At 46.3% G+C, this 26,713-nt stretch carries 20 protein-coding genes; 5 read left to right on the top strand and 15 right to left on the bottom strand.

Annotated elements, in window-relative coordinates:
* Positions 1–2: 2 nt before the first annotated feature.
* Positions 3–2,096, bottom strand: coding sequence for a flagellar biosynthesis protein FlhA (flhA, locus tag ACQEXP_RS16510; protein WP_269377829.1), 2,094 nt, complete (start codon positions 2,094–2,096; stop codon positions 3–5).
* 191 nt (positions 2,097–2,287) lie between these two features.
* The gene (gene sixA / locus ACQEXP_RS16505) at positions 2,288–2,752 is read right to left on the bottom strand and encodes a phosphohistidine phosphatase SixA (protein WP_426970978.1); all 465 of its coding nucleotides are present in this window, start codon (positions 2,750–2,752) and stop codon (positions 2,288–2,290) included.
* A gap of 312 nt (positions 2,753–3,064) precedes the next feature.
* Here sixA and ACQEXP_RS16500 point away from each other — a divergent pair, with 312 nt between their 5' ends.
* Entirely contained in the window at positions 3,065–5,839 is a 2,775-nt protein-coding gene (locus ACQEXP_RS16500; RefSeq protein WP_426970977.1) for an insulinase family protein, read from the top strand.
* Here the strand turns inward: ACQEXP_RS16500 and ACQEXP_RS16495 are convergent.
* Positions 5,831–6,430 carry a VOC family protein gene (locus tag ACQEXP_RS16495; RefSeq protein ID WP_269377832.1) on the bottom strand — a complete coding sequence of 200 codons (600 nt, stop codon included), beginning with the start codon at positions 6,428–6,430 and terminating at the stop codon, positions 5,831–5,833. The genes ACQEXP_RS16500 and ACQEXP_RS16495 overlap by 9 nt on opposite strands.
* 245 nt (positions 6,431–6,675) lie before the next feature.
* Between ACQEXP_RS16495 and argS the strand changes: the two genes are divergently transcribed.
* Positions 6,676–8,409 carry an arginine--tRNA ligase gene (gene argS, locus ACQEXP_RS16490; RefSeq protein ID WP_269377833.1) on the top strand — a complete coding sequence of 578 codons (1,734 nt, stop codon included), beginning with the start codon at positions 6,676–6,678 and terminating at the stop codon, positions 8,407–8,409.
* Positions 8,410–8,513: 104 nt separating this feature from the next.
* On the top strand, positions 8,514–8,942 hold the full coding sequence (locus ACQEXP_RS16485; protein ID WP_426970976.1) for an HIT family protein: 429 nt from the start codon (positions 8,514–8,516) through the stop codon (positions 8,940–8,942).
* A gap of 69 nt (positions 8,943–9,011) precedes the next feature.
* On the opposite strand, the gene ACQEXP_RS16480 is transcribed toward ACQEXP_RS16485, so the two are convergent.
* From ACQEXP_RS16480 to znuA, 5 genes are all read right to left on the bottom strand, one after another.
* Complete coding sequence (locus ACQEXP_RS16480) at positions 9,012–9,242, bottom strand: FeoC-like transcriptional regulator (RefSeq protein ID WP_426970975.1); 231 nt, start codon at positions 9,240–9,242, stop codon at positions 9,012–9,014.
* Positions 9,239–11,515, bottom strand: coding sequence for a Fe(2+) transporter permease subunit FeoB (gene feoB, locus ACQEXP_RS16475; protein WP_426971002.1), 2,277 nt, complete (start codon positions 11,513–11,515; stop codon positions 9,239–9,241). Before feoB ends, ACQEXP_RS16480 begins: the two co-directional genes overlap by 4 nt.
* Positions 11,515–11,742, bottom strand: coding sequence for a FeoA family protein (locus tag ACQEXP_RS16470; protein ID WP_269377836.1), 228 nt, complete (start codon positions 11,740–11,742; stop codon positions 11,515–11,517). Before ACQEXP_RS16470 ends, feoB begins: the two co-directional genes overlap by 1 nt.
* Before the next feature lie 513 nt (positions 11,743–12,255).
* Positions 12,256–15,570, bottom strand: coding sequence for a helix-turn-helix domain-containing protein (locus ACQEXP_RS16465; RefSeq protein WP_426970974.1), 3,315 nt, complete (start codon positions 15,568–15,570; stop codon positions 12,256–12,258).
* A 205-nt stretch (positions 15,571–15,775) separates the two neighbouring features.
* Positions 15,776–16,654 carry a zinc ABC transporter substrate-binding protein ZnuA gene (gene znuA, locus ACQEXP_RS16460; protein WP_426970973.1) on the bottom strand — a complete coding sequence of 293 codons (879 nt, stop codon included), beginning with the start codon at positions 16,652–16,654 and terminating at the stop codon, positions 15,776–15,778.
* An 81-nt stretch (positions 16,655–16,735) separates the two neighbouring features.
* Between znuA and znuC the strand changes: the two genes are divergently transcribed.
* Positions 16,736–17,521, top strand: a complete 786-nt coding sequence (gene znuC, locus ACQEXP_RS16455; RefSeq protein ID WP_426970972.1) for a zinc ABC transporter ATP-binding protein ZnuC — start codon at positions 16,736–16,738, stop codon at positions 17,519–17,521.
* The gene (gene znuB, locus ACQEXP_RS16450; RefSeq protein ID WP_138973774.1) at positions 17,514–18,299 is read left to right on the top strand and encodes a zinc ABC transporter permease subunit ZnuB; all 786 of its coding nucleotides are present in this window, start codon (positions 17,514–17,516) and stop codon (positions 18,297–18,299) included. The genes znuC and znuB overlap by 8 nt, the downstream gene beginning before the upstream one ends.
* A 129-nt stretch (positions 18,300–18,428) precedes the next feature.
* On the opposite strand, the gene purF is transcribed toward znuB, so the two are convergent.
* The 7 genes from purF to ACQEXP_RS16415 form a co-directional block, all read right to left on the bottom strand.
* Positions 18,429–19,943, bottom strand: a complete 1,515-nt coding sequence (purF, locus tag ACQEXP_RS16445) for an amidophosphoribosyltransferase (protein ID WP_269377840.1) — start codon at positions 19,941–19,943, stop codon at positions 18,429–18,431.
* A 35-nt stretch (positions 19,944–19,978) separates the two neighbouring features.
* Complete coding sequence (locus ACQEXP_RS16440; RefSeq protein ID WP_269377841.1) at positions 19,979–20,470, bottom strand: CvpA family protein; 492 nt, start codon at positions 20,468–20,470, stop codon at positions 19,979–19,981.
* Between the two features lie 63 nt (positions 20,471–20,533).
* On the bottom strand, positions 20,534–21,073 hold the full coding sequence (locus ACQEXP_RS16435) for an SPOR domain-containing protein (protein ID WP_138973771.1): 540 nt from the start codon (positions 21,071–21,073) through the stop codon (positions 20,534–20,536).
* Complete coding sequence (folC, locus tag ACQEXP_RS16430) at positions 21,074–22,339, bottom strand: bifunctional tetrahydrofolate synthase/dihydrofolate synthase (RefSeq protein ID WP_426970971.1); 1,266 nt, start codon at positions 22,337–22,339, stop codon at positions 21,074–21,076.
* A 44-nt stretch (positions 22,340–22,383) separates the two neighbouring features.
* The gene (gene accD, locus ACQEXP_RS16425) at positions 22,384–23,310 is read right to left on the bottom strand and encodes an acetyl-CoA carboxylase, carboxyltransferase subunit beta (RefSeq protein ID WP_138973769.1); all 927 of its coding nucleotides are present in this window, start codon (positions 23,308–23,310) and stop codon (positions 22,384–22,386) included.
* A 175-nt stretch (positions 23,311–23,485) separates the two neighbouring features.
* On the bottom strand, positions 23,486–24,280 hold the full coding sequence (gene truA / locus ACQEXP_RS16420) for a tRNA pseudouridine(38-40) synthase TruA (RefSeq protein ID WP_426970970.1): 795 nt from the start codon (positions 24,278–24,280) through the stop codon (positions 23,486–23,488).
* A 97-nt stretch (positions 24,281–24,377) separates the two neighbouring features.
* A partial coding sequence (locus ACQEXP_RS16415) for a FimV/HubP family polar landmark protein (protein WP_426970969.1) occupies positions 24,378–26,713 on the bottom strand: 2,336 nt, incomplete at its 5' end.

The following is a 26,713-nucleotide window of genomic DNA, read 5'->3' as shown; positions in this document are numbered from 1 at the left end:
AACTAGTTGCCGACAGCTTGAACAATGCGAATTTGTTTCTCGTCAGGGATTTCTTGATAAGAGAGTACTCTTAACGAAGGAATCGTATTTTTGACAAATTTGGCTAATGTAGAGCGTAGTACACCTGATGTCAGAAGGACTGCTGGCTCGCCTTTAAGTTCTTGCTCTTGTGTTGCATGGCTTAAAGAAGATTGTAGTCGTTCTGCGAGACCTGGCTCAATTCCTGCGGATTCTCCTCCAGACGCCTGCATGGTCTGATGCAAGATTTGTTCCAGCTCAGGAATAAGGGTAATAACGGGCAATTCTGGCTCTATACCATTGATTTCCTGAACAATTAGTCGTTTAAGCGCAATGCGAACAGCCGCGGTCAGAATGTCAGGTTCTTGACTCTTACTGGAGTATTCGGACAAGGTTTGAACTATGGTTCGAATGTCCCTGATCGGGACCGCCTCGTTGAGTAGATTTTGCAGCACTTTTACGACAACACCCAATTGAAGCTGGTCTGGTACAAAACTCTCCACCAGCTTAGGCGTGCTGCGTCCGAGCATTTCGAGAAGATTCTGCACTTCTTCATGACCAATGAGCTGAGATGCATTATTGGTAAGTAATTGACTCAAGTGAGTCGCCAGTACGGTTGACGAATCAACAACGGTATATCCGAGCGCCTGTGCATGCTCTCGTTGCTCTTCACGAATCCAAACCGCTTCAAGGCCGAACGCTGGGTCAATCGTCGGCTCACCGTCAATCATTCCATAGACTTGGCCAGGGTTGATTGCCAATTCCATATCCGGTCTGATTTCTGCTTCACCTACCGCGACCCCCATAAGAGTAATTCGATAGCTGTTCGGTGTGAGTTCTAGGTTGTCACGAATATGGACCGCTGGGATTAAGAAACCAAAATCCTGAGAGAGTTTTTTTCTTACCCCTTTAACTCGTTCTAACAGCTCACCACCTTGGTCTCTGTCAACAAGCGGGATCAAACGATAGCCAACTTCAAGCCCAACAATATCGACGGGTTGAACGTCATCCCATGACAGTTCCTTAGGCGTTGGCGAGTCTTGTTCGGTCGTCGCTGGAAGTGATGTTTTTTCCGCAGCGCGTTTCTGCTTGCGATTAATCCAGTATGCGCCGCCCGCAGCCAACGATGCCAATAACAGGAAAGCAAAGTGCGGCATGCCCGGTACGATCCCCATCACACCAAGAATACCAGCGGTGATCATCAGTGCTTTAGGGTTGTCGAACATCTGGAACACGACCTGTTGGCCCATGTCTTCATCGGTATTTTGGCGCGTCACCATAATCGCCGCTCCGATAGAGAGCAATAACGACGGAATTTGAGCAACCAAACCATCACCGATCGTCAATAGCGTATAGATTTCTATCGCTTCACCAAAACCAAGGTCGTATTGCACCATACCGATCGACAAACCGCCGATGATGTTGATGAATAAGATCAAGATACCCGCTATCGCATCACCTTTAACAAATTTTGACGCACCGTCCATCGAACCATAGAAGTCTGCTTCTTTGGTGACTTCCTGACGTCTTGTTCTTGCTTGGTCTTGGTCAATCAGGCCGGCATTAAGATCGGCATCGATTGCCATTTGTTTACCCGGTAACGCGTCCAAGGTAAAGCGAGCACTAACTTCTGAAATACGTCCCGCACCTTTAGTAACAACCATAAAGTTAATGATCATCAAAATGAGGAACACCACTAAACCAACCGCATAGTTACCACCAATAACGACACTACCAAACGCTTCAATAACGCTACCTGCGGCGCCAGCGCCTTCGTGACCATAGAGTAAAACAACACGGGTTGAAGCAACGTTAAGAGCTAGCCTCAATAGGGTTGCGATCAGCAGCACGGTAGGAAAGGCAGCAAAATCAAGCGGTCTGCGGGTGTAAACCGTTACCAGTAATACCACCATGGCCAACGCGATGTTGAAGGTGAAAAACAAGTCGAGTAGGAAGGCAGGAATTGGCAATATAACCATCGCCAACGTAGCCAAAACCATGACTGGTGCGCCAATCGCTGGCATAGCACGTTGTGGAATCGAAGGCAGCTTGTCAGCAAACGGCAGGGAAAACTTCATAGTTAGGTAGCTACAATATTGGATAAAAAGAACAACTTGGTTTGGCTATGCAATATCCAGTCCATTAATCCTGTCAAATTTATGGCTGAGGAATGGGCAACGAAACACCTACAAGGTTCACGCGAAGAGACGTTAGGCATACACAGCGACCAAACTCAAAAAAAACTGGGCTGTAGTACGCCACAAACGAACTATGGGTGGATATTAAACATCAACTCGCCAGTTAACTTTTGCGGCGAGTAGTCAATCGACACGAGACCCGATGTTGGAAACATTGGCGGAATCATATCCGTAACAAACTCAGCGGTTAGATAACCAACGAGAGGAAGGTGCGAAACAATCAGAACGCTCTCCAATTTGTGTAGGTCGACCAATGCAGCAACGTAATCGGCTACCTGTTCTGAATCACCGTAAGGGGTGATATCTGGGCACGTTTCTACATGATCAGTGGTGAAGCAAGCTGAGATTTCTTGCCAAGTTTGCTGCGCTCTAATGTAAGGGCTTACAAGTACTCGATCAAAGTGAGCAAAACCTTTATCCGCACAGACTCGGGCTACCGCTAGAGATGCACTTCTGCCGCGATCCGTCAGCTCTCGTTGCTCATCACTGTCAGCAAAATGTTCCGCTTCTCCATGACGCATAATGAAAATTTTCATGGCTTATTCCTAATGCTATCCCCGCATTACACATCGATGCGGTTATTGTTATGTGGCTGCTTGTATGGCAGCTTGATTTATTATTGTGTGACGATGTTTCTTAGCCACGATAGTTTGTTGAGCTATGAATAATTATATCAACTCCAAGATGAAAGACTCTGACTTTCTTAACACTCTTTAAAGTCAGATCATTCTATTTCTATCACTCATTTTGCTCATATTTCTCAAACAGATAGTTTGCAGTCAGCGGTATCCGAGTCATAATTACCCTATCGCTCATGGTAGCCTCGCTTAACTTTCGGAGAATGTATCGTGCACATTAGTCCAAATGATACCAATCAATACCGTTACTTAACTCTGACTAACGGCATTCGAGTATTATTGATCCACGATAACAGTGCGCAGAAATCCGCAGCGGCATTAGCAGTCAATGTTGGTCACTTCGACGACCCCGTCGAACGAGAAGGGTTGGCGCATTATCTCGAACACATGCTATTTCTCGGCACAGAAAAATACCCGAAAGTTGGCGAATTCCAAAGTTATATTAACCAGCATGGCGGCAGCAACAATGCTTGGACGGGAACGGAACATACGTGTTTCTTTTTTGACGTTTCACCCAATGCCTTTGAAGCCGGTCTCGATAGATTCAGTCAATTTTTTACCGCCCCGCTATTTAACCCTGAAGCGCTGGACAAAGAGCGCCAAGCCGTTGAGTCAGAGTACAAACTCAAGTTAAATGACGATTCTCGCCGTCTTTATCAAGTGCACAAGGAGCTGGTCAATCCCGAGCATCCCTTTAGTAAATTTTCGGTGGGCAACCTAGAAACATTGGGGGATAGAGAAGGCAAATCGATTCGTGATGAGATCGTCGCTTTTCATTTCGAGCAGTATTCAGCCGATTTGATGACGCTAGCAATCACCGGGCCTCAAGATCTCGACCAACTCGAATCTTGGTGTATTGAGAAGTTCACTGCCATTCCGAATCATAAACTCGTCAACAAAGAGATTACCGCTCCTTATTGCCAAGAGGATTCGACGGGCATCTTGGTTAACATTGAACCGATAAAAGAGATACGCAAACTCATACTGACGTTCCCAATGCCAAGCATGGATCAGTATTACCAATCTAAACCCCTCTCCTATTTCGCCCATTTATTGGGTTACGAAGGCAGTGGTAGCCTAATGATGGCTCTCAAAGAGCAAGGCTGGATTACCTCTTTATCTGCCGGAGGCGGTACCAGTGGTAGTAACTATCGCGAGTTTTCAGTGAGCTGTGCGTTAACGCCAAATGGACTCGATCATACCGACGACATCATCCAAGCGGTATTCAGTTACCTAGCACTGATCAAGGAACATGGGATGGCAGAGTGGCGCTACCTTGAGAAACAGGCCGTTCTTGAGTCCGCCTTCCGTTTCCAAGAACCGACTCGACCGCTCGATTTAGTCAGCCATTTAGTGATAAACATGCAGCACTATCGTGAGCAGGATGTGATCTATGGTGACTTCATGATGAACCACTATGATCCCGAGCTTCTTACCTCACTGTTTGACTACTTTACTCCTGAGAATCTCCGAGCAACTCTCGTCGCAAAGGGTTATGACTACCCAAATAAAGCTAAATGGTATTTTACGCCCTACGGTGTTACGCCACTCTCAGCCGAACAAAAAGCGTTTTTCACAGAAAGCAGTAACCTTACCTTTGCTCTACCGGATAAAAACCCATTTATCTGCTTTGATTTAGATCCGAAGCCGTTAGAAACTCCGCACGAAACACCGCAGGTGCTAGAAGAGCTACCCGGATTTAAACTGTGGCATCTGCAAGACACTGAGTTTCGTGTGCCTAAAGGGGTTATCTACATTGCGATTGACAGCCCTCATGCGGTCGCCAATCCACGCAACATTGTTAAAACTCGTCTTTGTGTCGAGATGTTCCTCGATAGCCTAGCAACCAACACATACCAAGCTGAGATCGCGGGTATGGGGTACAACATGTATGCCCATCAAGGTGGCGTAACCCTCACCATTTCTGGCTTTAGTCAAAAGCAGCCTGAATTAATGAGATTGATCCTCAGTCGCTTTGCTCAACGGGACTTTAGCGAAACTCGCTTTGATAACATAAAGCAACAGCTTTTAAGAAACTGGTTAAATTCGGCTCAAGATCGCCCTATATCGCAACTATTCAACGCATTAACTGGCATCTTGCAGCCAAACAATCCTCCCTATGCTGTGCTGGTAGAAGCGTTGGAAACCATCAAGGTCGATGAGCTCTCTAGTTTCGTAGATTCGATTCTGGCGGAGCTGCATGTTGAAATGTTTGTCTATGGGGATTGGACCAAGGCAGACGCTTTGTCTCTCGGTACGACGCTAAAAGATGCTTTGAGAGTGCAGAACCAGCAGTATGAAGAAGCGCTGAGACCATTGGTCATGTTAGGCAAGAATGGATCATTCCAACGAGAAGTGTTTTGTGACCAAGAGGATTCAGCCACCGTTCTTTACTACCAATGCGATGACACCAGTCCTCGCAGCATTGCGCTTTACTCGCTTGCGAATCACTTGATGTCTGCGACCTTCTTCCATGAAATTCGCACCAAGCAACAGTTAGGATATATGGTTGGGACGGGCAACCTGCCACTGAATCGCCATCCCGGTATCGCGCTGTATGTGCAATCACCCAATGCAGCACCGGCGGAACTGATTCGTTCCATTGATGAGTTCCTCAATGCATTTTACATGGTGTTGTTAGAACTCAATGAATATCAATGGCATAGCAGTAAACGAGGTCTTTGGAACCAAATAGCCACACCTGACACAACACTGCGCGGTCGAGCTCAGCGACTGTGGGTAGCGATTGGCAACAAGGATATTGAATTCAATCAAAGAGATTTAGTCCTTGATGAGTTGAAGAGACTAACCAGAACAGACATGATTCGATTCGTGGTCAATGAACTCAAACCACGAACCGCAAATCGACTCATAATGCACACACAAGGTAATGCGCATCATGAGTCCGAGAAACTAGACTTAGGCCTAGAGATTGGTTCGATCGAAGAGTTTCAACTCAGACCTAAAGATGTCGAGTTAGGCTGATTGTTCAGACTCAACAATGTTCTTTAATGAATGCGGGTGTAGCTTGATGCACACCCCTTTATATTTGAATGCGACTGTTGGGTTATTTAAGCGCTCCCCCTCACCTTTCGGGCTTGAGAGTTTCACTTTCACACCCTTGTCTGCAAGACTGTCCCAAGCATGACCTAGCTGAGGAAATTGTTGCTGAATATCAGCTAAGTACTCTTCCGCTGTCGTTGCTTGTGACGGGATCACAAACTCTACATGTTCCCAGCTCTGCTCAGGATACGTCTTACCCTCAGCAGGATATGGCAGTTCCAAGCACTCAATCGTCCAATCTAAACCTTTCACAGGTGTATCAAACTGAATCACGATGATCGGACGACCATTAATCTCAGCTTCAGAGATAACTTTTCCCTCTTTTTGCCACTCTTGATGTGCTAATTCGGCCAACTCGCGGTCGTTAATACGTAATGCGATATGATCCGCTTGGAAAGGCGCAAGATTTATATGCAAGATATCGCTTAAACTCTGAATTTTATGCATAAATTGTTCGAGGTTCAGTTTCATCTGCGAAGGCATTAATTGCGCGTTTTTCAGCTGCTGTGACATTTTTTGGTATCCAATGCGTTGATTTTCCCCCAATACTAACAAGATCGTCAGGAAAAGTAGAAAATTTCCCAGTTCACTCCCTATAAGCGCAGCAATAAAGTTGGTATTATGTGCGCCAAATTTATGAACTAGATCGAGATATGCATTCATTCCACTCAGTGGATATTATCCAGTGATCGTGCGTTAAGCATCCGGATAACTAAGAATGCATAGCCAACCAATTCCCAGAATTGAAGGAAGCGCGTGTGAATATCCAAGCACTTATTAATGACAAAGTATCTCAGGCTCTTGAAGCCGCTGGCGCACCTGCAGGAAGTCCTGCGGCTGTTCGCCAATCTGCAAAACCTCAGTTTGGTGATTACCAAGCAAACGGCGTAATGGGCGTTGCAAAAAAACTTGGTACTAACCCACGCGAGTTTGCACAGAAAGTATTGGATGTTCTGGATCTTGAAGGTATCGCGAGCAAGACTGAAATCGCTGGTCCTGGTTTTATTAACATTTTCCTAAGCGAAGATTTTCTGGCTAAGCAAGCTGACGCTGCACTAGCGGATAGCCGTCTTGGTGTTGCTGCTGAAGCGCAACAGACTATTGTTGCTGACTACTCAGCTCCTAACGTTGCTAAAGAGATGCACGTTGGCCACCTACGTTCAACCATCATCGGTGATGCTGTTGTTCGTACACTAGAATTCCTAGGTCACAAAGTTATTCGTGCTAACCATATCGGTGACTGGGGTACTCAGTTCGGTATGCTTATCGCTAACCTTGAGCGTGTTCAGAAAGACGCGGGCGAAGTGTCAATGGAACTTGCTGACCTAGAAGCGTTCTACCGTGAATCTAAGAAACTGTACGATGAAGACGAAGAGTTCGCTGTTAAGGCTCGTAACTACGTAGTTAAACTACAAAGTGGTGATGAGTTCTGCGGTGAAATGTGGAAGAAACTGGTTGATATCACAATGATTCAGAACCAGCGTAACTACGACCGCCTAAACGTATCACTGACTCGTGATGACGTAATGGGTGAAAGTATGTACAACGACATGCTTCCTGGCATCGTTGCAGACCTAAAAGAAAAAGGTTTGGCTGTCGAAGATGACGGCGCACAAGTTGTATTCCTAGAAGAGTACAAGAACAAAGATGGCGATCCAATGGGCGTTATCATCCAAAAACGCGATGGCGGCTTCCTATACACCACTACCGACATTGCATGTGCTAAATACCGTTACGAAGAGCTTGGTGCAGACCGCGTGCTTTACTTCATCGACTCTCGTCAGCATCAGCACCTAATGCAAGCTTGGACGATCGTTCGCAAAGCCGGCTACGTACCTGAAGAGGTCACTCTAGAGCACCACGCGTTTGGCATGATGCTAGGTAAAGATGGTAAGCCATTTAAGACTCGTGCAGGTGGTACTGTTCGCCTTGCTGACCTCCTTGATGAAGCAGAAGAGCGTGCAGCGAAACTGATTGAATCGAAAAACCCTGATCTGGCAGCAGAAGAGAAGCAAAAAATCTCTACCACTGTTGCGATGGCGGCTGTTAAGTATGCAGACCTTTCTAAGCACCGTACTACAGACTACGTGTTTGACTGGGATAACATGCTCGCGTTTGAAGGCAACACTGCGCCTTACATGCAGTACGCTTACACTCGTGTATCTTCGATCTTCGCTAAGGCAGGCATCTCTATGGATGACCTAGGCGGCGAAATCAAAGTGACCGACGAGAAAGAGAAAGCCCTGATCGCGAAACTTCTTCAGTTTGATGAAGCGGTGCAGTCAGTTGCTCGTGAAGGTCAACCACATATCATGTGTAGCTACCTGTTCGAACTAGCGGGTCAGTTCTCTAGTTTCTACGAGGCATGTCCAATTCTTAACACTGAAGACGAATCTGTTAAACAGAGCCGTCTGAAGCTAGCTGCATTAACAGCTAAGACAATTAAGCAAGGTCTGTCGCTACTAGGTATCGAAACTCTAGAACGTATGTAAGAGAATCGAGAAACCAATAAATTTGAAAGGTTGACGTGAAAGCGTCAACCTTTTGTTTTATCTGACGTATACTGATGTCGTTAACACAATATCGGACAACAACAATGAGCTTCGAACTTCATCCTCAACTGGCAAAGGACACCACAGTCATTGGTCACTTTCCTCTGTGTGTGGCACTTTTACATCGCGACAATGCCGTACCTTGGGTCATTTTGGTGCCTAAACGCGCCAATCTCAAAGAACTGCATCACCTCCCTATGCAAGAACAACAGCAGTTTCTATTAGAATCTCAAGCCGTTAGCCAAGCTTTGGAGGCAACGTTTCAGCCGGATAAACTCAACTTGGGTGCATTGGGAAATATGGTACCTCAGTTGCATATCCATCATATCGCCCGTTTTAAAGAGGATGTTGCTTGGCCTGGCCCGCTTTGGGGCAACACTTCTGGTCAGTTCCGAAGCGAAGAAGAGCAAGCGGATCTGCAAACACGCATCGGCAATGTATTATCACTAAGTAGCTTGTTCCAGCGCGACTAAACATTCAAATCGTTTCGAATACAAAAAAACCGTTCGCTAGAACGGTTTTTTATTGTCACTCAGTATCGTCTACATTGTCACAGTCAAAGCGAGCGCATTAGGATCCACTTTCGTATACCTAACCCTCATAACATGGTTCGCGGCGTTGGTATCAACAAGGCGAGAAATCACCCCTTTACGAATCCAAACGGATAGCATGGCGTCAACACCGTCTTCACTTAATCCGAACTTTTTGGCAAGTTCGCGTTGGGAGACACTGCCCTGCTGATCAATAAACTGCTTTAACTCTGCCAGTATCATGCAATTTGCACCTCTAACTGTTGTACTTGCTTCTTACCCACCACTTTTAACGCTCGGTAGGTAACAAAGCCAGCCAAAATAATCGCTGAGATCCATGCTGCGCTCATGACCGGATGATCGCCAAAGTGTGTCGCTTGGTAATAAACAGCAGCACTACCATAAGCCAGTCCCATGGTCCAAACAGCGATAAAACGAGCATACTTCACGCCAAACTCACGAACGTATGCGCCCATGGCAGCAACACATGGAGTGTAAAGCAGGATAAAGATAAGATAAGCAAACGCTGCATTACCGGACACAAAATGCCCTTTTAAGTTACCAAAGATAGACGCATCGACCTCTTGTTCTTCTGCAACTGCATTGCTGTCAGACAAATCGCCAACTTCAATACCTAATGGGTCTGAGAAGCTCAGGCCAGCAAGATTTTCGGGAATCGACATCACGGCTTCCTCAAGGCTAGCCATTAAATCGTATTCACCCGCTTCTTCATCGCTTGGCGCATATAGGCTGTTCAGCGTACCGACCACGGCCTCTTTTGCAAAAATGCCAGTAATGATACCAACAGTTGCTGGCCAGTTGTCTTGTTCGATACCAATTGGCGCAAAGACTGGCGTGACGACTTTTGATACGGTAGATAGCACCGAATTCTCACTGTCTTGGTTGCCGAAGCTGCCGTCCGTACCAACTGAGTTTAGGAAGCTTAGAATGGTGACAACAACCACTATCGTTTTCCCCGCTCCCATAACGAAACGCTTCAACTTCTGCCACGTTTTAATCACCACATTACGCATTGTTGGCAATTCGTAGTCAGGCATTTCCATCACTAAGCTGTCACTCGAACCTGGATAGAGGGTGTTTTTAAGCACAAGCCCAGTGATAACTGCCGCGACAATACCTAATAGATATAGTGAAAACACCACGTTTTGACCGCTTTCAGGGAAGAATGCAGCGGCAAAAAGTGCATATACGGGTAGACGAGCACCACATGACATAAACGGAGCCATTGATGCCGCTAGCTTACGCTCACGTTCCTGATCAAGGGTACGGGTTGCCATAATAGACGGTACATTACAGCCGAAGCCGAGCACCAAAGGCACAAATGCCTTACCCGGCAACCCTATTTTTTGCATCACTTTATCAAGTACGAATGCTGCTCGAGACATATAGCCCGAGCTCTCTAGCACAGCGAGGAACAAATAGAGACAAGCGATCACTGGGATAAAGGTCGCTACAGTTTGCACACCGCCACCCACGCCGTCAGCAATCAACGTCACTAACCAAACCGGCAAGTGATCATCAAGCAAGTAATGCCCACCATCAACCAGTAGTGCGCCGACGCCAATATCAAAGAAATCAATGAAAGCACTACCAATGTTGATAGAGAACATGAACATTAAGTACATAACAACAAAGAAGAAAGGAACGCCGATCCATTTATTCAAAATAACCTTGTCGACTCGCTCAGTGAAGCTATGACTTAATTTACCTTCACTGCGGCGCACCTTCTGACATTGCTGATGAAGAAACGTATATTTTACGTCCGCCACCAACAAGTCGATATCCAGTTCAGCTTTGCGCTGCTCTGCAACGATGGTTTCGCGGCTAAGTTGTGGTAATGAGTTGAGCACCAACAGATCGTTTTCAAGCGCTCGAATAGCCAACGCTCGAGGAGAGACTTCTGTTTGGTCTGCAAACATTGGCTCTAGACTCGCAATGGACGCTTCGAATGCTTCGCCGTAGTTAAGACGAAGTTCGTCAAGCGCGACGCCCTGAATAAGCGCTTTGTGAAGACGTTCTTTGAGAGACTGAACTTGTGATTTATTGTTGGCAGAAATCGCAAACACCGGACAACCGAGCACTTTTTCTAGCGCTTTCAAGTCTATCGTTTGTCGTTCACGCTTTAACGCATCCATTTTATTTAGCACAACAATCATCGGGCGACCCAATTCACGCAGCTGCAAAGTCATATAAAGACTACGTTCGAGGCTAGTCGCATCAACGACGTTAATAATCAGGTCGGCTGGGTGAGTTAGAACCGCGCGAGACGCAATTGACTCATCAATACTGTTGCCATCATTACCACTATCAAGCGCATATATACCTGGCAAGTCCGTGAGAAGAAAATCGTCGCTAGAGTGGGAATACTTACCTGTTTTTTTCTCGACAGTCACACCCGCCCAGTTACCGACTTGCTGCTTGGCACCAGTCAATCCATTAAACAGGGTGGTTTTTCCGCTATTTGGGTTACCGACCGTTAGGATTTTATACTCCATCATTCCACCTCCACTGCGATTGCGTCTGCAATCTTGGTGCGTACTGCGAGAGAGACACCACGGACTTCCACTTGAAGTGGGTCACCCATTGGCGCCTTACGTATTAAGGTAATCTCTGTATTAGGAAGTAACCCCATAACCATCAGCTTTTTTCTTACGTCGTTGGAAAGCTCAGAAAAACCTTTGATGGTTGCTTTTTGCCCTTGTTGTAATTGTGAGAGTTTCATAAACAGGCCGTCTATATATAAATGAGAAATATTTTTATTACCGATCTCAATACTATCTCTCATACATGTAACAGATCTTGTCTGAAATCAATGTTTTCAGGTATAGCGATGTTCAAAACGTCAAAAAGCCTAACGTTAATTTCGTCAAAAACTCACCATTTCCTACACCGCCACGACTTAAACCATTCCTCTCACATATACCGAATGGCATATAAAATCTTTACAAACAAACACTTAACAAACCTGTCGTTTTTATCATGGAAGATGGCGTTAATTTTATAAGTAAAATAAGTCGGAGTGGATATAGTTACTCATGTCGAGGGGCCATCCCAAAGACAACATTGAATTCCAGAGGTGGCGCATCAAGCGTCACTCCGGCAGCAAGCGAAGGTGTCATTGACACCCGTGGTATAGTCCCCCGGCTATGCCACGATATTTTTTTCTACGGCTTCTTCTAGCCCGCATTTCACCAATACCAGCTACCCGCACTTTCACCGATCTTAATCTGATGGTTTAAAAGCTTTCTTGCTCTTCAATAAACTGAGTTGGAGACATGCCAAATCGATGCTTAAATCTTTGGCTAAAGTAAGAAGGGTCATTAAAACCACATTCAAAAGCGACGTCAGATACCTTTTCACCAGCAAGTAAACGACGGCATGCATTGTCCAATCGAACTTCGGTCAGATATTCTGTAAACGTTTTTTCTAAAGTGGATTTAAAGCGTCTCTGTAGGCTACGCTCGGATACGAACAGCATTTTAGCTGCTGATGAAGTGCTGAAATCAGGATCAGCATAGTGGGTACTCACCAGGAGAATGACCTTTTCAAACCAAGGATCGTTATCCTGAAATTCGATATCATCATCACTGTCATCATCAGTAACGATTGAGTTTTCTGCAAAGGCTTCACTGGAGTTCCACGTCATTTCAAGCAAATTGCGCTCCTCAGAAGAGTGGATAACCAACTGACCGCCGCTCTTTTCGACCAGAGAGTGAATATTCTGCATCATTGTCGAAGTGGTATTACTGCCCTCTATCGCTTTACCTTGGTCTAGCATAGAGAATGCCACCTGACCTTTCCTCAACATTAACTGAATCATCACGGTTTGGTTTCGGTAGCAACGCTGAACAATACCGTCGAACAACAAGTTAAAGATTTCATCAAGATTAAAAGTATCGACGCTAACGTACAGATCTTTATCCGCCTCAATCTGAACGGTAACTCCCGCCTTGAGCAACTCGTCTTGCCAGCCGCGCAGTACCGACTCAACGATGAGTGTAAGGTTATAAACTGGAAGCGCTTGGCCATTAGTCGAGCGCACATTGACCAGCAGTTCTAATTCTCTATTCAAATAAGCAAGCAATCGAGGATCGCTGTTCTCGTTTTTTGCCTGAGCTTCGAGTCTATCTTTTAACGTACTCACTGATTGAGTAAAAATCAGTTTTCTTACCTGCAACTGCTTACGTAGCTGTTGGTTGTTACTGAGCAAGATACGACTTTGATGGCGCATTTGATTGGTTTTGAGAGCGACCTGAGCTTTTAGTGCTCGGTTTGCTTTTGACATCACTCTTGAACGCCAATATGCGGTTGATGCCAACAATAGAATGCCGAGCATTATATAGCCTACGATGGCATACACGCTCAAAAACCATGGAGGTTCAACGGTAAACTGGTAGCGGGCGCCGCGGCTTTGTAATGTGCCGTTATGTAATGCCCTGACCTCCAACTGGTAGCTTCCCGGCATCATATGTTCCATGGTTAAGGTACTACCATCAAGCATCTGCCAATCTGAATCATCATTGAGACGATATTCAAGCGTTACGTCATTGGCTCTCGGCATCACACCAAATTGGAAAAACACCGACTCACTGTAACCCAACTGGAGCGGAACACTCTCCGTATTCGCCAACGAATAGAGTTTTTGATTGCGCTTAATTTGGCTAAATACCACCTGAATGTCCGGCAGCTTGCTGGCGATAAGCTGGTTGGTGTCCACTTTGACCAGACTGGTTCGTGAGCCAAGCAGAAGTACACGCTCACTATCCGTGCTGTAGCTACAAAATCCAGGAAGAAACTCATTGCTGATTAAGCCAAACGGCTCACCGTAATGCTGCAATAAGCTGCCATTGTTCGCGTATCTTGATAATCCGCCCGATGAAGTGAGCCAAATACCTTGCTCGGTTTTTAACAAACACTTGGGAGTTATATGGCCATCAACCATTGTAATTGGCTGAACTTGCTCTTTATATAAGTTCAAGCGATACAGGCCATATCGGCCCGCTACCCATAATTGATTCTCCTCGACTTGCTCTACATCAATGACCTCGCCATAGGGAATACTTTCCCCAACAAAGCGAACCTGACCATCTTTTAGAAGGTAGATGCCATGCTCAGTACCTAAGCTCAGATAACCTTGAGAAGTCACATAGATGTGTGTGAGCTGAGCAGGAAGGAATTTTTCGATCATCCACTCAGAACCAAACTGGATCAATTGCCCACTAGCGGTGTTATAGCTCCACAACTGGTTACTGCTTGCTCCCCAAACGGTATTGTCTCGACCCATTTCAATGAAGCGAACACTCGTTTGTTTTAGGAACAGAGGTAAGTTGTCAACAATGACCTCACCACTTCCTGCATCGATACAAACAATGCCTTTCTCCGTCGCCAGCCATAAGACGCCATTTCTCTCTTCGAGATCATAGACGACGCCTTGATAGAGTAATTCGCGTGTTCCTGCGCTAGAAAGCTCAACACGATAGACGTTCTTATTGGTTAACATCCAGTAACCATCACGGCTCTTACTACGTAGGAGCTTGGTTACCTTTTCTTTGCTGTTACTGAACGATAGATATTGGTTTGAGTAACGCTCAAAATTGTCCGAAAATTGGGAGAAATAACGGACTCCCCTATCGGTAGCAATCCAAATACCACCAGCATTGTCATTAAGAAGAGAATAAATTTTTTCCCCTGCTAACCCATTTCCTGCCCACACTCCCTGCTCGAAACGACGAATCTCACCCGTGACAAAATCATAAACGAACAGCCCTTTTTCGGTACCTATCCAGTACTCTTGTGCCGTCTCTGTGATACTTAATACGTGATTCCCTGCAATCCGCTGGATCGGCTGCTGGGGCTGATCAGTATCAAAAATCAAAATACCGTCTAGCGAGCCGATCACCAGCTCATCGCGTACTTCTGAATAGTGCAGCTTCTCTACGTAATAGCTAGCAGAGCTTGATACGTGTTCGTAAACGTCTCCATTCGACAAGTAAACCCCCGCATTGGTTGCGATCACCCAACGAGACTTAATAAACGCCGCATCATTAATCGTGATCTTCGCTGACTGGTTGTATTGGTACAGCTGCATCAACGAAAAGGTTTGAAACTCACCGCTATCAACATGGTAGGTGTAAAAGTGGCTCTCATCAGCTAACCAGATGTAGCGTTTTGTGGCACCAATTCGAAGTATTTCGGTTCCTGGGGTTAAGCTGAAAACCAGCTCTTTTTCTCGATTGGGTACGGTGCGATAGATTTCATTTTGAAAAAAGGTCCAGAAGGCATTGTCAACGAAAGCGACCTGCTCTGCATCCTCGTCAAGTGCCGAGCCCATCTCAGGGGTAATCGCCTGACCATCAAAAAATAAGATTTGATTGCGCACATCTTGCAGCCATATCCCACCGCCTTGAGCAGTGAATAGCTGTTTCGCTGCAAACACTTTTCCCTGAGTTTGCGTAGGCAACGGATAGAAAACCGTGGGAGAGAGATTGGATGCTAGCGAAACTCCCGAAAACAGTAGTAGTAGCAACAGTATCGACGAGAGTTTATTCAATTGGCTTATCCCTAGCAGCAAGAATCAATAGGCTAACATTGGACGTTCAGTGCAAGGCACGAACTTTGATTTATTTTGTGCCAATAATTATCGGAAATTTATCAAGATTAACAAGCGCGTATGGCAAAAAACTCGTGACTTTTCCAATCAGTTCACAGATGCCAACAAAGCCAAAGAGAATCGCTCTCTTTGGCTTTCGGTAAAGTTAACGCTGCAAGCAGTGGCTGAAGCTATCCGCCAAGTTCTGTTTTAAGACAAAGTAGCCACCAGAAACGGCTTGAACATCGCTGCCAATGGGATCAAGGACACCAACTTTTGCGTTGCTGCCTCTGGTCACAGACTCCACCACTGCGGGTGTAAACTGAGGTTCAGAAAATACACATTTCGCCTGCTCACTGGCTAATGCTTTACGAATTGAGATCAACGTTTTGGCACCCGGTTTGCGATCAGGACTGACCGTGAAAAAACCCAGCTGATTGAGGCCAAAATCTTGTTCAAAGTAACCATAGGCATCGTGGAAAACAAAATACCCATCCTGTTTAATTGGAGTAAGTTGCTTTTCGATCGCTTGCTGCTGAGAAGCCAGTTTGTCTTCAAATACGTTTAGATTATCAGCGTAGACTTGGGCGTTAGCAGCATCCACGCTTGCTAACTTGTCCGCAATAGCCTTTGCCACTTGAATAGTGGGTTTATAACCCAGCCAAAAATGTGGGTCATGACTGCCGTGGTCGTGGCCATCATGATCATGATGATCACCTTGGTATTCTCTCAGTTCTAGACCTTCAATTTTGCTTAGTGTGAGGACATTGCTCTGCCCTTCTACCACCTTGCTTAGAAAGGGTTCTAGATCCTTTCCGAACCAAATAATCACATCAGCATTGCGAATGCGCTTCACGTCTGACGGACGCAGAGCATAGTCGTGTGGTGAAGTATTAGACGCCAAGATAACCTCTGGAGATGAGGTATTTTGCATGATTTCAATGGCAATCAGTTGAATGGGTTTAATACTAGTTAACACTTGTGTTGCGTTAGCCACAGAGTGGCTTGCAAACCAAAGTGTACAGGCGATTAGAAAACGTTTCATAGCTAGCGAGATTACAGACTGGTTTAAAGGAATGACAAATGTTACATTATAACAATAAACAATTGCAAATGAGTTCCATTCATGCCGACATTGGTCGAACTTACTGATATCTGCGTTCAATTCGACGACCGAACCGTCCTCGACAAGGTAAGTCTACGCCTCAACAGGGGCGAAATCACTACACTTATCGGACCTAATGGCGCGGGAAAGTCGACACTGGTAAAAGTCTTACTCGGACTACAGCGCCGATATAGCGGTACTTTGTCTAAAGCCAAGGGCATCAAAATTGGCTACGTACCACAAAAACTTAAACTCAATGACACCCTGCCACTTACTGTAGAACGCTTTCTGCGTTTGGCCGGCAAGTACAGCCAACAAGAGCTCAATGATGCCCTTAAGTTGGTCGGCGCTGAGCATTTGGCCAAGAGTAATATGCATTCGTTGTCTGGCGGCGAGAATCAACGCGTCTTGCTTGCGCGAGCGTTACTACAGAGACCTGATTTGTTGGTTCTCGACGAACCAGCTCAAGGTGTTGATGTTCAGGGCCAGATCGATTTGTATGATTTGATCGATACTATTCGCCACCGCTTTAACTGTGCCGTGTTTATGGTCTCCCATGACCTGCACCTGGTCATGGCAAAAACCGATGATGTTATCTGTTTACATCATCATATTTGCTGTTCTGGCGCACCCGCAGACATCGCTCAGCATCCAAGCTATATTGCGCTGTTCGGACATACCCAGCAACAATCTCTTGCGTTCTATCACCATCAGCATGACCACCATCATCATGACTTGGCAGGTCAACCCGTAGCCGGTGAAGGCGCTCAATGTTCCCATCATACACACGGTCATCATCATGATTGAGTTTTTGCTACCTTCCATACTTGCAGGCTTAGGGATCGCAGCGATCGCAGGCCCGCTAGGTTCATTTGTTGTTTGGCGTCGCATGGCTTATTTCGGTGACACGCTCGCTCACGCCTCCTTGATGGGGCTTGCTTTGGGCTTTTTACTGGACGTAAATCTCTACTTAGCCTTAACGGTTTGCTGCCTTGCCTTGGCAATCCTGTTGGTGACACTTCAGCGTCAGCAGCAAGTCGCTACTGACACTTTGTTGGGCATACTCGCCCACAGTTCGTTATCACTTGGTCTGGTTGCTGTAAGCTTCTTGGATAATGTCCGAATTGATTTAATGAGCTATCTCTTTGGTGATCTGTTAGCGGTAACAGCGCAAGACCTCGCATATATTTATCTCGGCGTTATTGTCGTAGCCACCGTATTGGGCTTTTTCTGGCGCTCGTTACTCTCAACCACCGTCAATGAGGACCTCGCCGCCGTCGAGGGACACAACGTTGATCTAATGCGTTTGATTCTGATGTTAATGGTCGGTTTAGTGATCGCAATTGGTATGAAGTTTGTTGGCGCCCTGATCATGACTTCACTGTTGATCATCCCAGCGGCAACGGCTCGTCGATTTGCGAAAGCACCGGAACAGATGGCGTTGTTCGCATCACTGATTGGCTCTATTGCTGTTTTACTTGGTCTGACTCTATCATGGCACTACGACACTCCAGCAGGCCCTTCTGTAGTAATCAGCGCTACCGCAATGTTTATGTTAAGCCAACTAATGCGTGTGAGAAGTTGAACGCTTGAAGAATTCAAGAACTAAAAAGGGTTGGCGCTTGGCGCCAACCCTTTTTATTTAGAGTAAAGGATGAGAGAACTTGAATTGCTCTCGCAGCATTCAAGCGCTCCCATAGGGCGTAGCGCCCTCTTAAGCGCCTTCGTTATGCAGTTCTAGGTTCGCTAAATCTAGCTGAATCTCACGCTGAGTCTTTGCATCATCACCACGTAGTGATTCAAGGAAATCTAGGTAGTTCTGATCGATATCACCCGTCACGTATTCACCATTGAATACTGACGTTTCAAACTTAGCGATGTCGCTGTTGCCCATACCAACTGCCGCAACAAGATCCTCCAGTGTTTGGAAAATCAGTTCATCAGCACCAATCTGTTTACAGATTGAATCGTTGTCACGACCATGTGCGATGAGTTCGCTTGCACTCGGCATATCGATGCCGTAAACATTCGGGAAACGGATTTCTGGTGCCGCTGAAACCATAAAGACTTTCTTCGCACCGGAATCACGCGCCATCTCGATGATCTGCTCTGATGTGGTACCACGTACGATAGAGTCATCAACCAGCAATACGTTCTTATCTTTAAACTCTGAGCGGATTGCGTTGAGCTTACGACGCACAGATTTCTTACGCTGCTGTTGACCAGGCATGATAAAGGTACGGCCGACGTAACGGTTCTTCACAAAGCCTTGGCGGTAAGGAATGTCGATCGCTTGTGCGATTTGCAGCGCGATATCACAAGAAGTTTCTGGAATAGGGATAACCACATCAATATCCAGATGGCTGTATTCATCGCGAATACGCTCGCCCAATTTCTTACCCATTTCAACGCGCGCGCTATATACCGAGATTTTATCGATAAACGAATCTGGTCGAGCAAAGTAAACAAATTCAAAAATACATGGGTTAAGGACTGGGTTGTCAGCACATTGCTTAGTATGAAGTTGACCATCGAAAGTCACATAGATTGCTTCACCCGGTGCGATATCGCGAATGAAGTCAAACCCAACCGCATCCAACGCCACTGACTCAGAGGCAACCATGTATTCTGTACTACCACCGATTTCACGTTTTCCAAGGCATAGAGGGCGAATGCCGTTTGGATCACGAAATGCCACCATGCCATGACCGATAATCATTGCTGTTACCGCGTACGCACCACGAATAGTACGGTGCACATTGGTCACTGCACGGAACACATCTTCCGCTGCAACATTTCCTTTTACGGTATCAATCTCGTGTGCAAGCACGTTGAGCAACACTTCTGAGTCGGAAGTCGTGTTCACATGACGACGATCTTTCTCAAACAATTTCTCACGCACTTCTGCTGCATTGGTCAAGTTACCATTGTGTGCCAGAGTAATACCAAATGGCGAGTTCACGTAGAAAGGCTGTGCTTCTGACGCGCTCGAACTACCCGCAGTTGGATAACGAACATGGCCAATACCCACGCTACCTTGCAGTCTTTGCATATGTTTGGCTTCAAACACATCCTTAACTAAACCGTTCGCCTTACGCAGACGAAAACGATTGCTTTCTATGGTACAAATGCCCGCGGCATCTTGGCCACGGTGCTGCAATACCGTCAATGCATCATAGATAGACTGGTTTACAGGCGTAGTGCCCACGATTCCAACAATACCACACATGTCTTAACCCTCGATTTTCGACAATGGCTGGCGCGTTATACCGCGCCAGATAAGAAACTAGACGTTGCTTGCAAGTGTTCAAAGAAAGGGGCAATGACGCGGCTAAATTCCGGCACCAATTGCGATCCTTTCCACCACTCAGAGTCTGGAAACGATGTAAACGCATCCATAAAAAATAGTGCTGCTGACACAATCAGAACGCCACGTAGACCGCCAAAAACGACACCTAACACTCTGTCTGTACCCGACAAGCCTGTTTTCTGTACTAGCTGAGCAATCACATAGTTAACGATTGCACCAACCACAAGCGTAGCAATAAACAAGGCTGCAATTGCGGCTCCATTTCGAATCATCTCATCTTGAATATTGGTGAAGTACACCGCCAACTTGGCGTAATACTGACTGGCGATAAAAAAAGCGCCAAACCAAATAACCAATGAGAGTGCTTCTTTAGCGAAACCACGCACTAAACTGATCAAAGCCGACAGGCCGATCACACCTAAAATGACAATATCTAACGGATTCATTTTGTACTTACATCTTAAGTTCGCGCGCATTTTAACAGAAAAAACGCTGACGCAAACGTTTTCTTATGGGTTTAGCGGTTTAAATTTGAGCAATTGACCTTTTGAACCGGTAATTTTTTCCAGTTCTAGGATCTGACGCTCCAATTTACTCTTAGACACATCTGGGCCGATAATAATTCGTGTAAAACCATTTTCCGGCTTGGTATGCGCTTGGTAGCCTCGCTTCTGTAGGTCCTTAACCAAGTTGTTCGCATTGTCGGCATTTTTGAGTGCCATAAGCTGAACAATCCATGCAGTATCTTGATACTCATTGCGCTCAGGTATTTCTTTCACGACAACGGGTAATGGCTTATCTTCAGCGACACCATCAGAGCCCGTTTCGACGACCTCGACGGGGGTTTGAGGAAGGCTTTGCGAATCATCAACAGGATCAAGGATTTCGAAGCTTTCTAGCTCACTGTCCAACTCGGGCTTGAGAGGAATACTCGCGATCTCTTCCTTGTAATGGGTTTTCTTTCCGTCTAGTACATCCGGCAAAACGATGACACCAACAGCCACTAAGATGATGGTACCGACTAGACGATTTTGAAACTTGCTTGCCATTTATTCTCCTTTGTTCTGCCAATGCTCGAGGACTTCTCCGACCGTATGGAAAGAGCCAACGACTAGGATGACATCTTGCGCCTTTGCCTTTGTCAGTGCAGATTCAAATGCTGCAACTGGCGCATCAAAATAGGCGATCCCCTTTGGTAGGTACTGGCATAGCTCCTGCGCCGATGCAGCGCGAGGCCCCGTCAGTGACGCAGGGTACCAATGAGAGGCAACCGGCATCAACGCTTCTAGAGTCGCTTTAATATCCTTATCATGCAGCATCGCTACCACAGTGTGAATCGTCTTATTCGGATATTGCTCTGCAACACGAGAAACGAGATATTCTGCCGAATGAGGGTTATGCGCCACATCAAGCAGTATGGTTGGTTCATCACTTAGAATTTGCATTCGCCCAGGCAATTGGGCGTTTTGCAGACCATTGACGATGTTTACATCACTTAGCTCAAGATTTGCTGTTGCAAGTGCCATTAGTGCTGTAGCAGCGTTTTGCAGTGGCAAACCCGGTACTGGTAGATCATCTAGCTGATAAGAGCCATGTACCCAGCGCCATGTGTTGAGATCCGTCAACTGGTAATCATACTGAATTCCAACCTGATACAGCTCAGCGCCGATATCATCTGCATGCGCAGCGACGGTTGAAGGTGCTTTTGGTTGCCCACAGATAGCGGGTTTTCCGCTACGATAGATACCTGCTTTTTCGTAACCGATAACATTGATGTCATCACCCAGCCAATCTACATGGTCAATCGCCAAACTGGTGATAATCGATACATCATGATCAACTACGTTGGTAGCGTCTAAGCGCCCGCCTAGCCCTACTTCAAGTAGCACAATATCGACTTTCTCAGTTTGAAACAGACGCAAAGCTGCAAGCGTCCCATACTCAAATAGGCTTAAGCTGACTTCGCCACGCTGCTTCTCGATGAAATCAAATGCTTGAGCATGTTTTTCATCGGATAGATCCTGACCATTGATACGAACGCGTTCGTTGTAACGAATTAGATGTGGAGAGCTATACACGCCAACAGAATAACCCGCATCTAGTAGAATGGCTTCCATCAACGCGCAGGTTGATCCCTTGCCGTTAGTTCCGGCAACCGTAATCACGGTCGGTGCAGGTTTGGTAAGATTTGCTGCTTTAGCAACAGTTTGGACACGGTCCAGACCGAGGTCGATAGCAGAGGTATGAATGTTTGATAAATAATCAAGCCACATCGATAGTGGAGATGTGGCTTGAGGAATTTGGCTTTGACTCATCTAACTTTAACCAATAAATTGTGGTTGCTTGTTAGTGAGTTACTTTACCCTTTTTCGTCCGCTTCTGGTACAGAATAAGCAGCTTCATTTGGTGAATCGTTAACAGAAACCACCAATGGTGATGGTTTATTGTTCATCTTCGCCATTAAGCCACCGATACGCTGACGCATTTCGCGGCGATCAACGATCATATCAATTGCACCGTGATCAAGCAGGAACTCACTACGCTGGAAACCTTCTGGTAGGTCTTCACGTACCGTTTGCTCAATAACTCGACGGCCAGCAAAACCGATCAATGCTTTTGGCTCACCAATATTGATATCACCAAGCATTGCTAAACTTGCCGAAACACCACCCATAGTTGGGTCAGTCATTACCGAAACGAATGGAAGACCTTTCGCAGACAGACGCTCTAGCGCAGCACTGGTTTTCGCCATTTGCATTAGAGACATCAATGCCTCTTGCATGCGCGCGCCGCCACTGGCAGAAAAACAAACTAAACCACAGTTGTTCTCCATTGCTGCTTCAGCTGCACGAACAAAACGAGCACCAACTACTGAGCCCATTGAACCGCCCATGAATGAGAAGTCAAATGCACAAGCTACGATAGGCTGACCTAGTAGTTCGCCTTTCATTACAACCAGCGCGTCTTTCTCACCGCTGCTCTTCTGAGCTGCTGAGATGCGGTCTTTATACTTTTTCGAGTCTTTGAACTTCAGTTTATCTTGCGGCTCAAGCTCGTCAGCAATCTCTACACGATTGTTTTCGTCTAGGAATGTTTCAAGGCGACGACGTGCTCTCATACGCATGTGATGATCACATTTCGGACATACTTCTAGGTTACGCTCTAGTTCAGCGTGGTAAAGCACCTGCTCACATGAAGTACATTTGGTCCAAACCCCTTCAGGAATAGACGCTTTACGTGAACTAACAATGTTGCTTTTTTCTAAAATCTTTTCAAGCCAACTCATGGAAGACCTTTTCTCTCTACTCCTGCGCTCAATGCGAAGGATACAAATTCTGAATTTACGCGTGAGGATTAAAGCATATTAAATGCCAAGTGTAGACAAAAAACTGGTTGTACCTATTTCCTGACTCAATTTCTCACACACTAAAGACCTGATTCATTCGACAATTTATCACGAATTAGTTCAGATTATCAGGCAAAAATAGTGGCCCAATCGGCACTCTTGGTAATTCAAACTCATCAGGGTAATCAACGTCAACGAGGTACAGACCTTCTGCCTTCGCCGTCGCGCCCGCCAACTTGCGATCTTTGGCTGCAAGCAACCATTCGATCCACTGCGGCTCCTGCTCTCCTCGACCAACACAAATCAAACTACCAGTGATATTGCGCACCATATGATGAACAAATGCGTTCGCTTTGATGTCGATAACAACATACTGACCATGACGCGATACATTAATGTGCATCATATTGCGCCATGGGCTGCGAGATTGGCAATGTGTCGCTCTAAAGGAGGTAAAGTCGTTTTCGCCTAACAGATACTGTGCGGCTTGATGCATTTTCTGTTCATCAAGCTCACCGTGATAGTGACTCACACCCGAAGACAAGATACCCGGACGAAGTGCACTGTTGAAAATGATATAGCGGTAGCGGCGTGCTGTAGCAGAAAAACGGGCATGAAATTCGTCCGGCACCTCTTTAGCCCAACGTACTGCGATATCATCGGGTAAGTTAGCGTTGGCTCCCATTGTCCAAGCCACCATTTTACGTGTTGCAGTTGTATCAAAATGGACAACTTGACCTGTCCCATGAACACCCGCATCGGTCCGTCCTGCACACTGGACTTCAATTGGATGGTTGGCAACAATGCTTAATGCGTGTTCTAACTTCTCTTGAACACTATTCACTTCTCTTTGGCGTTGCCAGCCATAGTATTGAGTACCATTGTATTCGATGCCTAAAGCAATTCTCATCGGGATGTTCTCACAGGATTGATTGACCTAAGAATGGGGCGGGAAGTATATACCAAAAAATAAGGGGGCTAAACTGCCCCCTTAGTCATTTCACCAATTAGCGATTGTTTATCGCATCAATCAAATTCTTCGCTTCACGTCGAATTTCATCACTTCCGTCAACTATTGCTTCTTCAAGCAATTTAATCGCGCCTTGTGAATCACTCATTTCGATGTAGATTTTGGCTAAATCTAGTTTACCCGCAGCCTCGGAGTTTGCATCAACATCAGTGTGATCGCCGATATCACCAATAACATCAGGAAAATCATGTAGACCAACGTCAAGTTTGAGTTCGTCATCAATCTCTTGCTGCTCTTCTGACTCGACTTCCGCCATCAACTCGTCGATGGTACGGAATTTATGCTCCTGAGGGTTAAACTCGTCAAGGTCCGGTTGATCTTCCCAATCCTCGTCCAGTGCCTGCTCAAGGGTATTGTCGACAGACCAGATATCTTTTTCATCATCAGGGATTTCGTCCGAAATCGTAGCCTGCTGCTCTGGAGAAAGACTAAAACCATTCCAGTCTTCACCAATTTCAAGCATCGCGTCGATATCCATGCCTGCACTGTCAGAAGTCACCGCATCAATCGGCTTGTCAAATGAGAATCCACTATGTGGCTGGTCATCTTCCGCCAACAGCTCATCAAAGGCTTTTTCATCAAACTCCTGATGTGCCATATCCAGTGCATCGAGACGTGCAGCGCTTTCTGCTGGTATTTCTTCGAGATCTGGCAGCTCAACGGGTTCAAGTGCAAAGTCATCCTGCTGCTCAGAGAGATCTTCAGCCGATGAATCTAGATCCGCTAACGCCTCTTCTTCACCATACTCAGGCAAATCAAGTTCATCAAACTCAATGGCCTGCTCGCCAACAGGCTCTTCAAGTGGCGGCTCACTCACTGATGTTTCCGATACATTCAGCTCAGCAAGCGCTTCTTCCTCGCCAAACTGAGGTAAATCGAAATCATCCAGCTCAATGTTTTCATCATCCACTTGCGGAGCTTGATGAACACTTTCCGATTCTAGTTCAACATCAGCAGTGACTTCTTCTTCACCGAGTTCTGGTCGCTCAAGGGAATCAAACTCAATCTCTTGCTCTTGGGCAGATTGTTGAAGCCGTTCTTCGCTTGCCAGGTCGTCCGATTCACTCATCTCAGCTAACGCTTCTTCCTCGCCAAATTCTGGCAATTCGAAGTCGTCCAGTTCGATGTTTTCATCATCCACTTGTGGTGATTGATAAAGTTTCTCTGATGCCAGTTCTGAGTCCGCTAATGCCTCTTCCTCACCAAACTCTGGTAAATCTAGGTCATCCAACTCGAATGCTTCGTCTTCTGCTTGCGGCTCTGCGAGCTCTTGCACAGGTTCAAGCTCCGCATCCGCTAGTGCGTCTTCTTCACTGTATTCCGGCAGCTCAAGCTCATCGAACGCCATGGCAGGCTCTTCCACTGACTGCTCTTCAACTGACTCAGGAACAACCGCTTCAGGTTCGAGCGCTGAGGCTTCTGCCACATCAGCTAACGCCTCTTCCTCACCAAATTCTGGCAAGTCTAGGTCATCCAACTCGAATGCTTCATCTTCTGCTTGCGGCTCTGCGAGCTCTTGCACAGGTTCAAGCTCTGCATCGGCTAGTGCGTCTTCTTCACCGTATTCCGGCAGCTCAAGCTCATCGAACGCCATGGCTGGTTCTTCCACAGACTGCTCTTCAACAGTCTCAGGAACAACCGCTTCAGCTTCAAGCGCTGGGGCCTCTGCCACATCAGCTAACGCCTCTTCCTCACCAAATTCTGGAAAGTCTAGGTCATCCAACTCGAATGCTTCGTCTTCTGCTTGTGGCTCTGCGAGCTCTTGCACAGGTTCAAGCTCTGCATCCGCTAGTGCGTCTTCTTCACTGTATTCCGGCAGCTCAAGCTCATCGAACGCCATGGCTGGCTCTTCAACAGACTCAGGAACAACCGCTTCAGGTTCAAGCGCTGGGACTTCTGCCTCATCAGCTAATGCCTCTTCCTCACCAAACTCTGGTAAATCTAGGTCATCCAACTCGAACGCTTCATCTTCTGCTTGTGGCTCTGCGAACTCTTGCACAGGTTCTGCATCGGCTAGTGCATTTTGTTCTGTTTCCAGCTCATCATGCTGCGCAATATCGGGTAGCTCTAACTCTTCCCGCTTGATATTTTCATCCGCAGAAAGTGAAGCCAGCACATCTTCCGACTGGATAGTTTCTGGCTGCTCATCATCAATTAACCAGTCGTCATCTTGTGGAATGCCAAATTCATTCTCGATAGCTTCTGGCATTGGTACGCTGGACTCTTTTGGAGTCTCTGGAGTCTCTGGAGTCTCTGGAGTCTCTGGAGTCTCTGGAGTCTCTGGAGTCTCTGGAGTCTCTGGAGTCTCTGGAG

This window comes from Vibrio sp. TRT 1302, assembly GCF_050113875.1.
GTDB lineage: Bacteria > Pseudomonadota > Gammaproteobacteria > Enterobacterales > Vibrionaceae > Vibrio.
The sequence above is the reverse complement of the archived record's forward strand: the minus strand, read 5'-3'. Positions and strand labels throughout refer to the sequence as shown.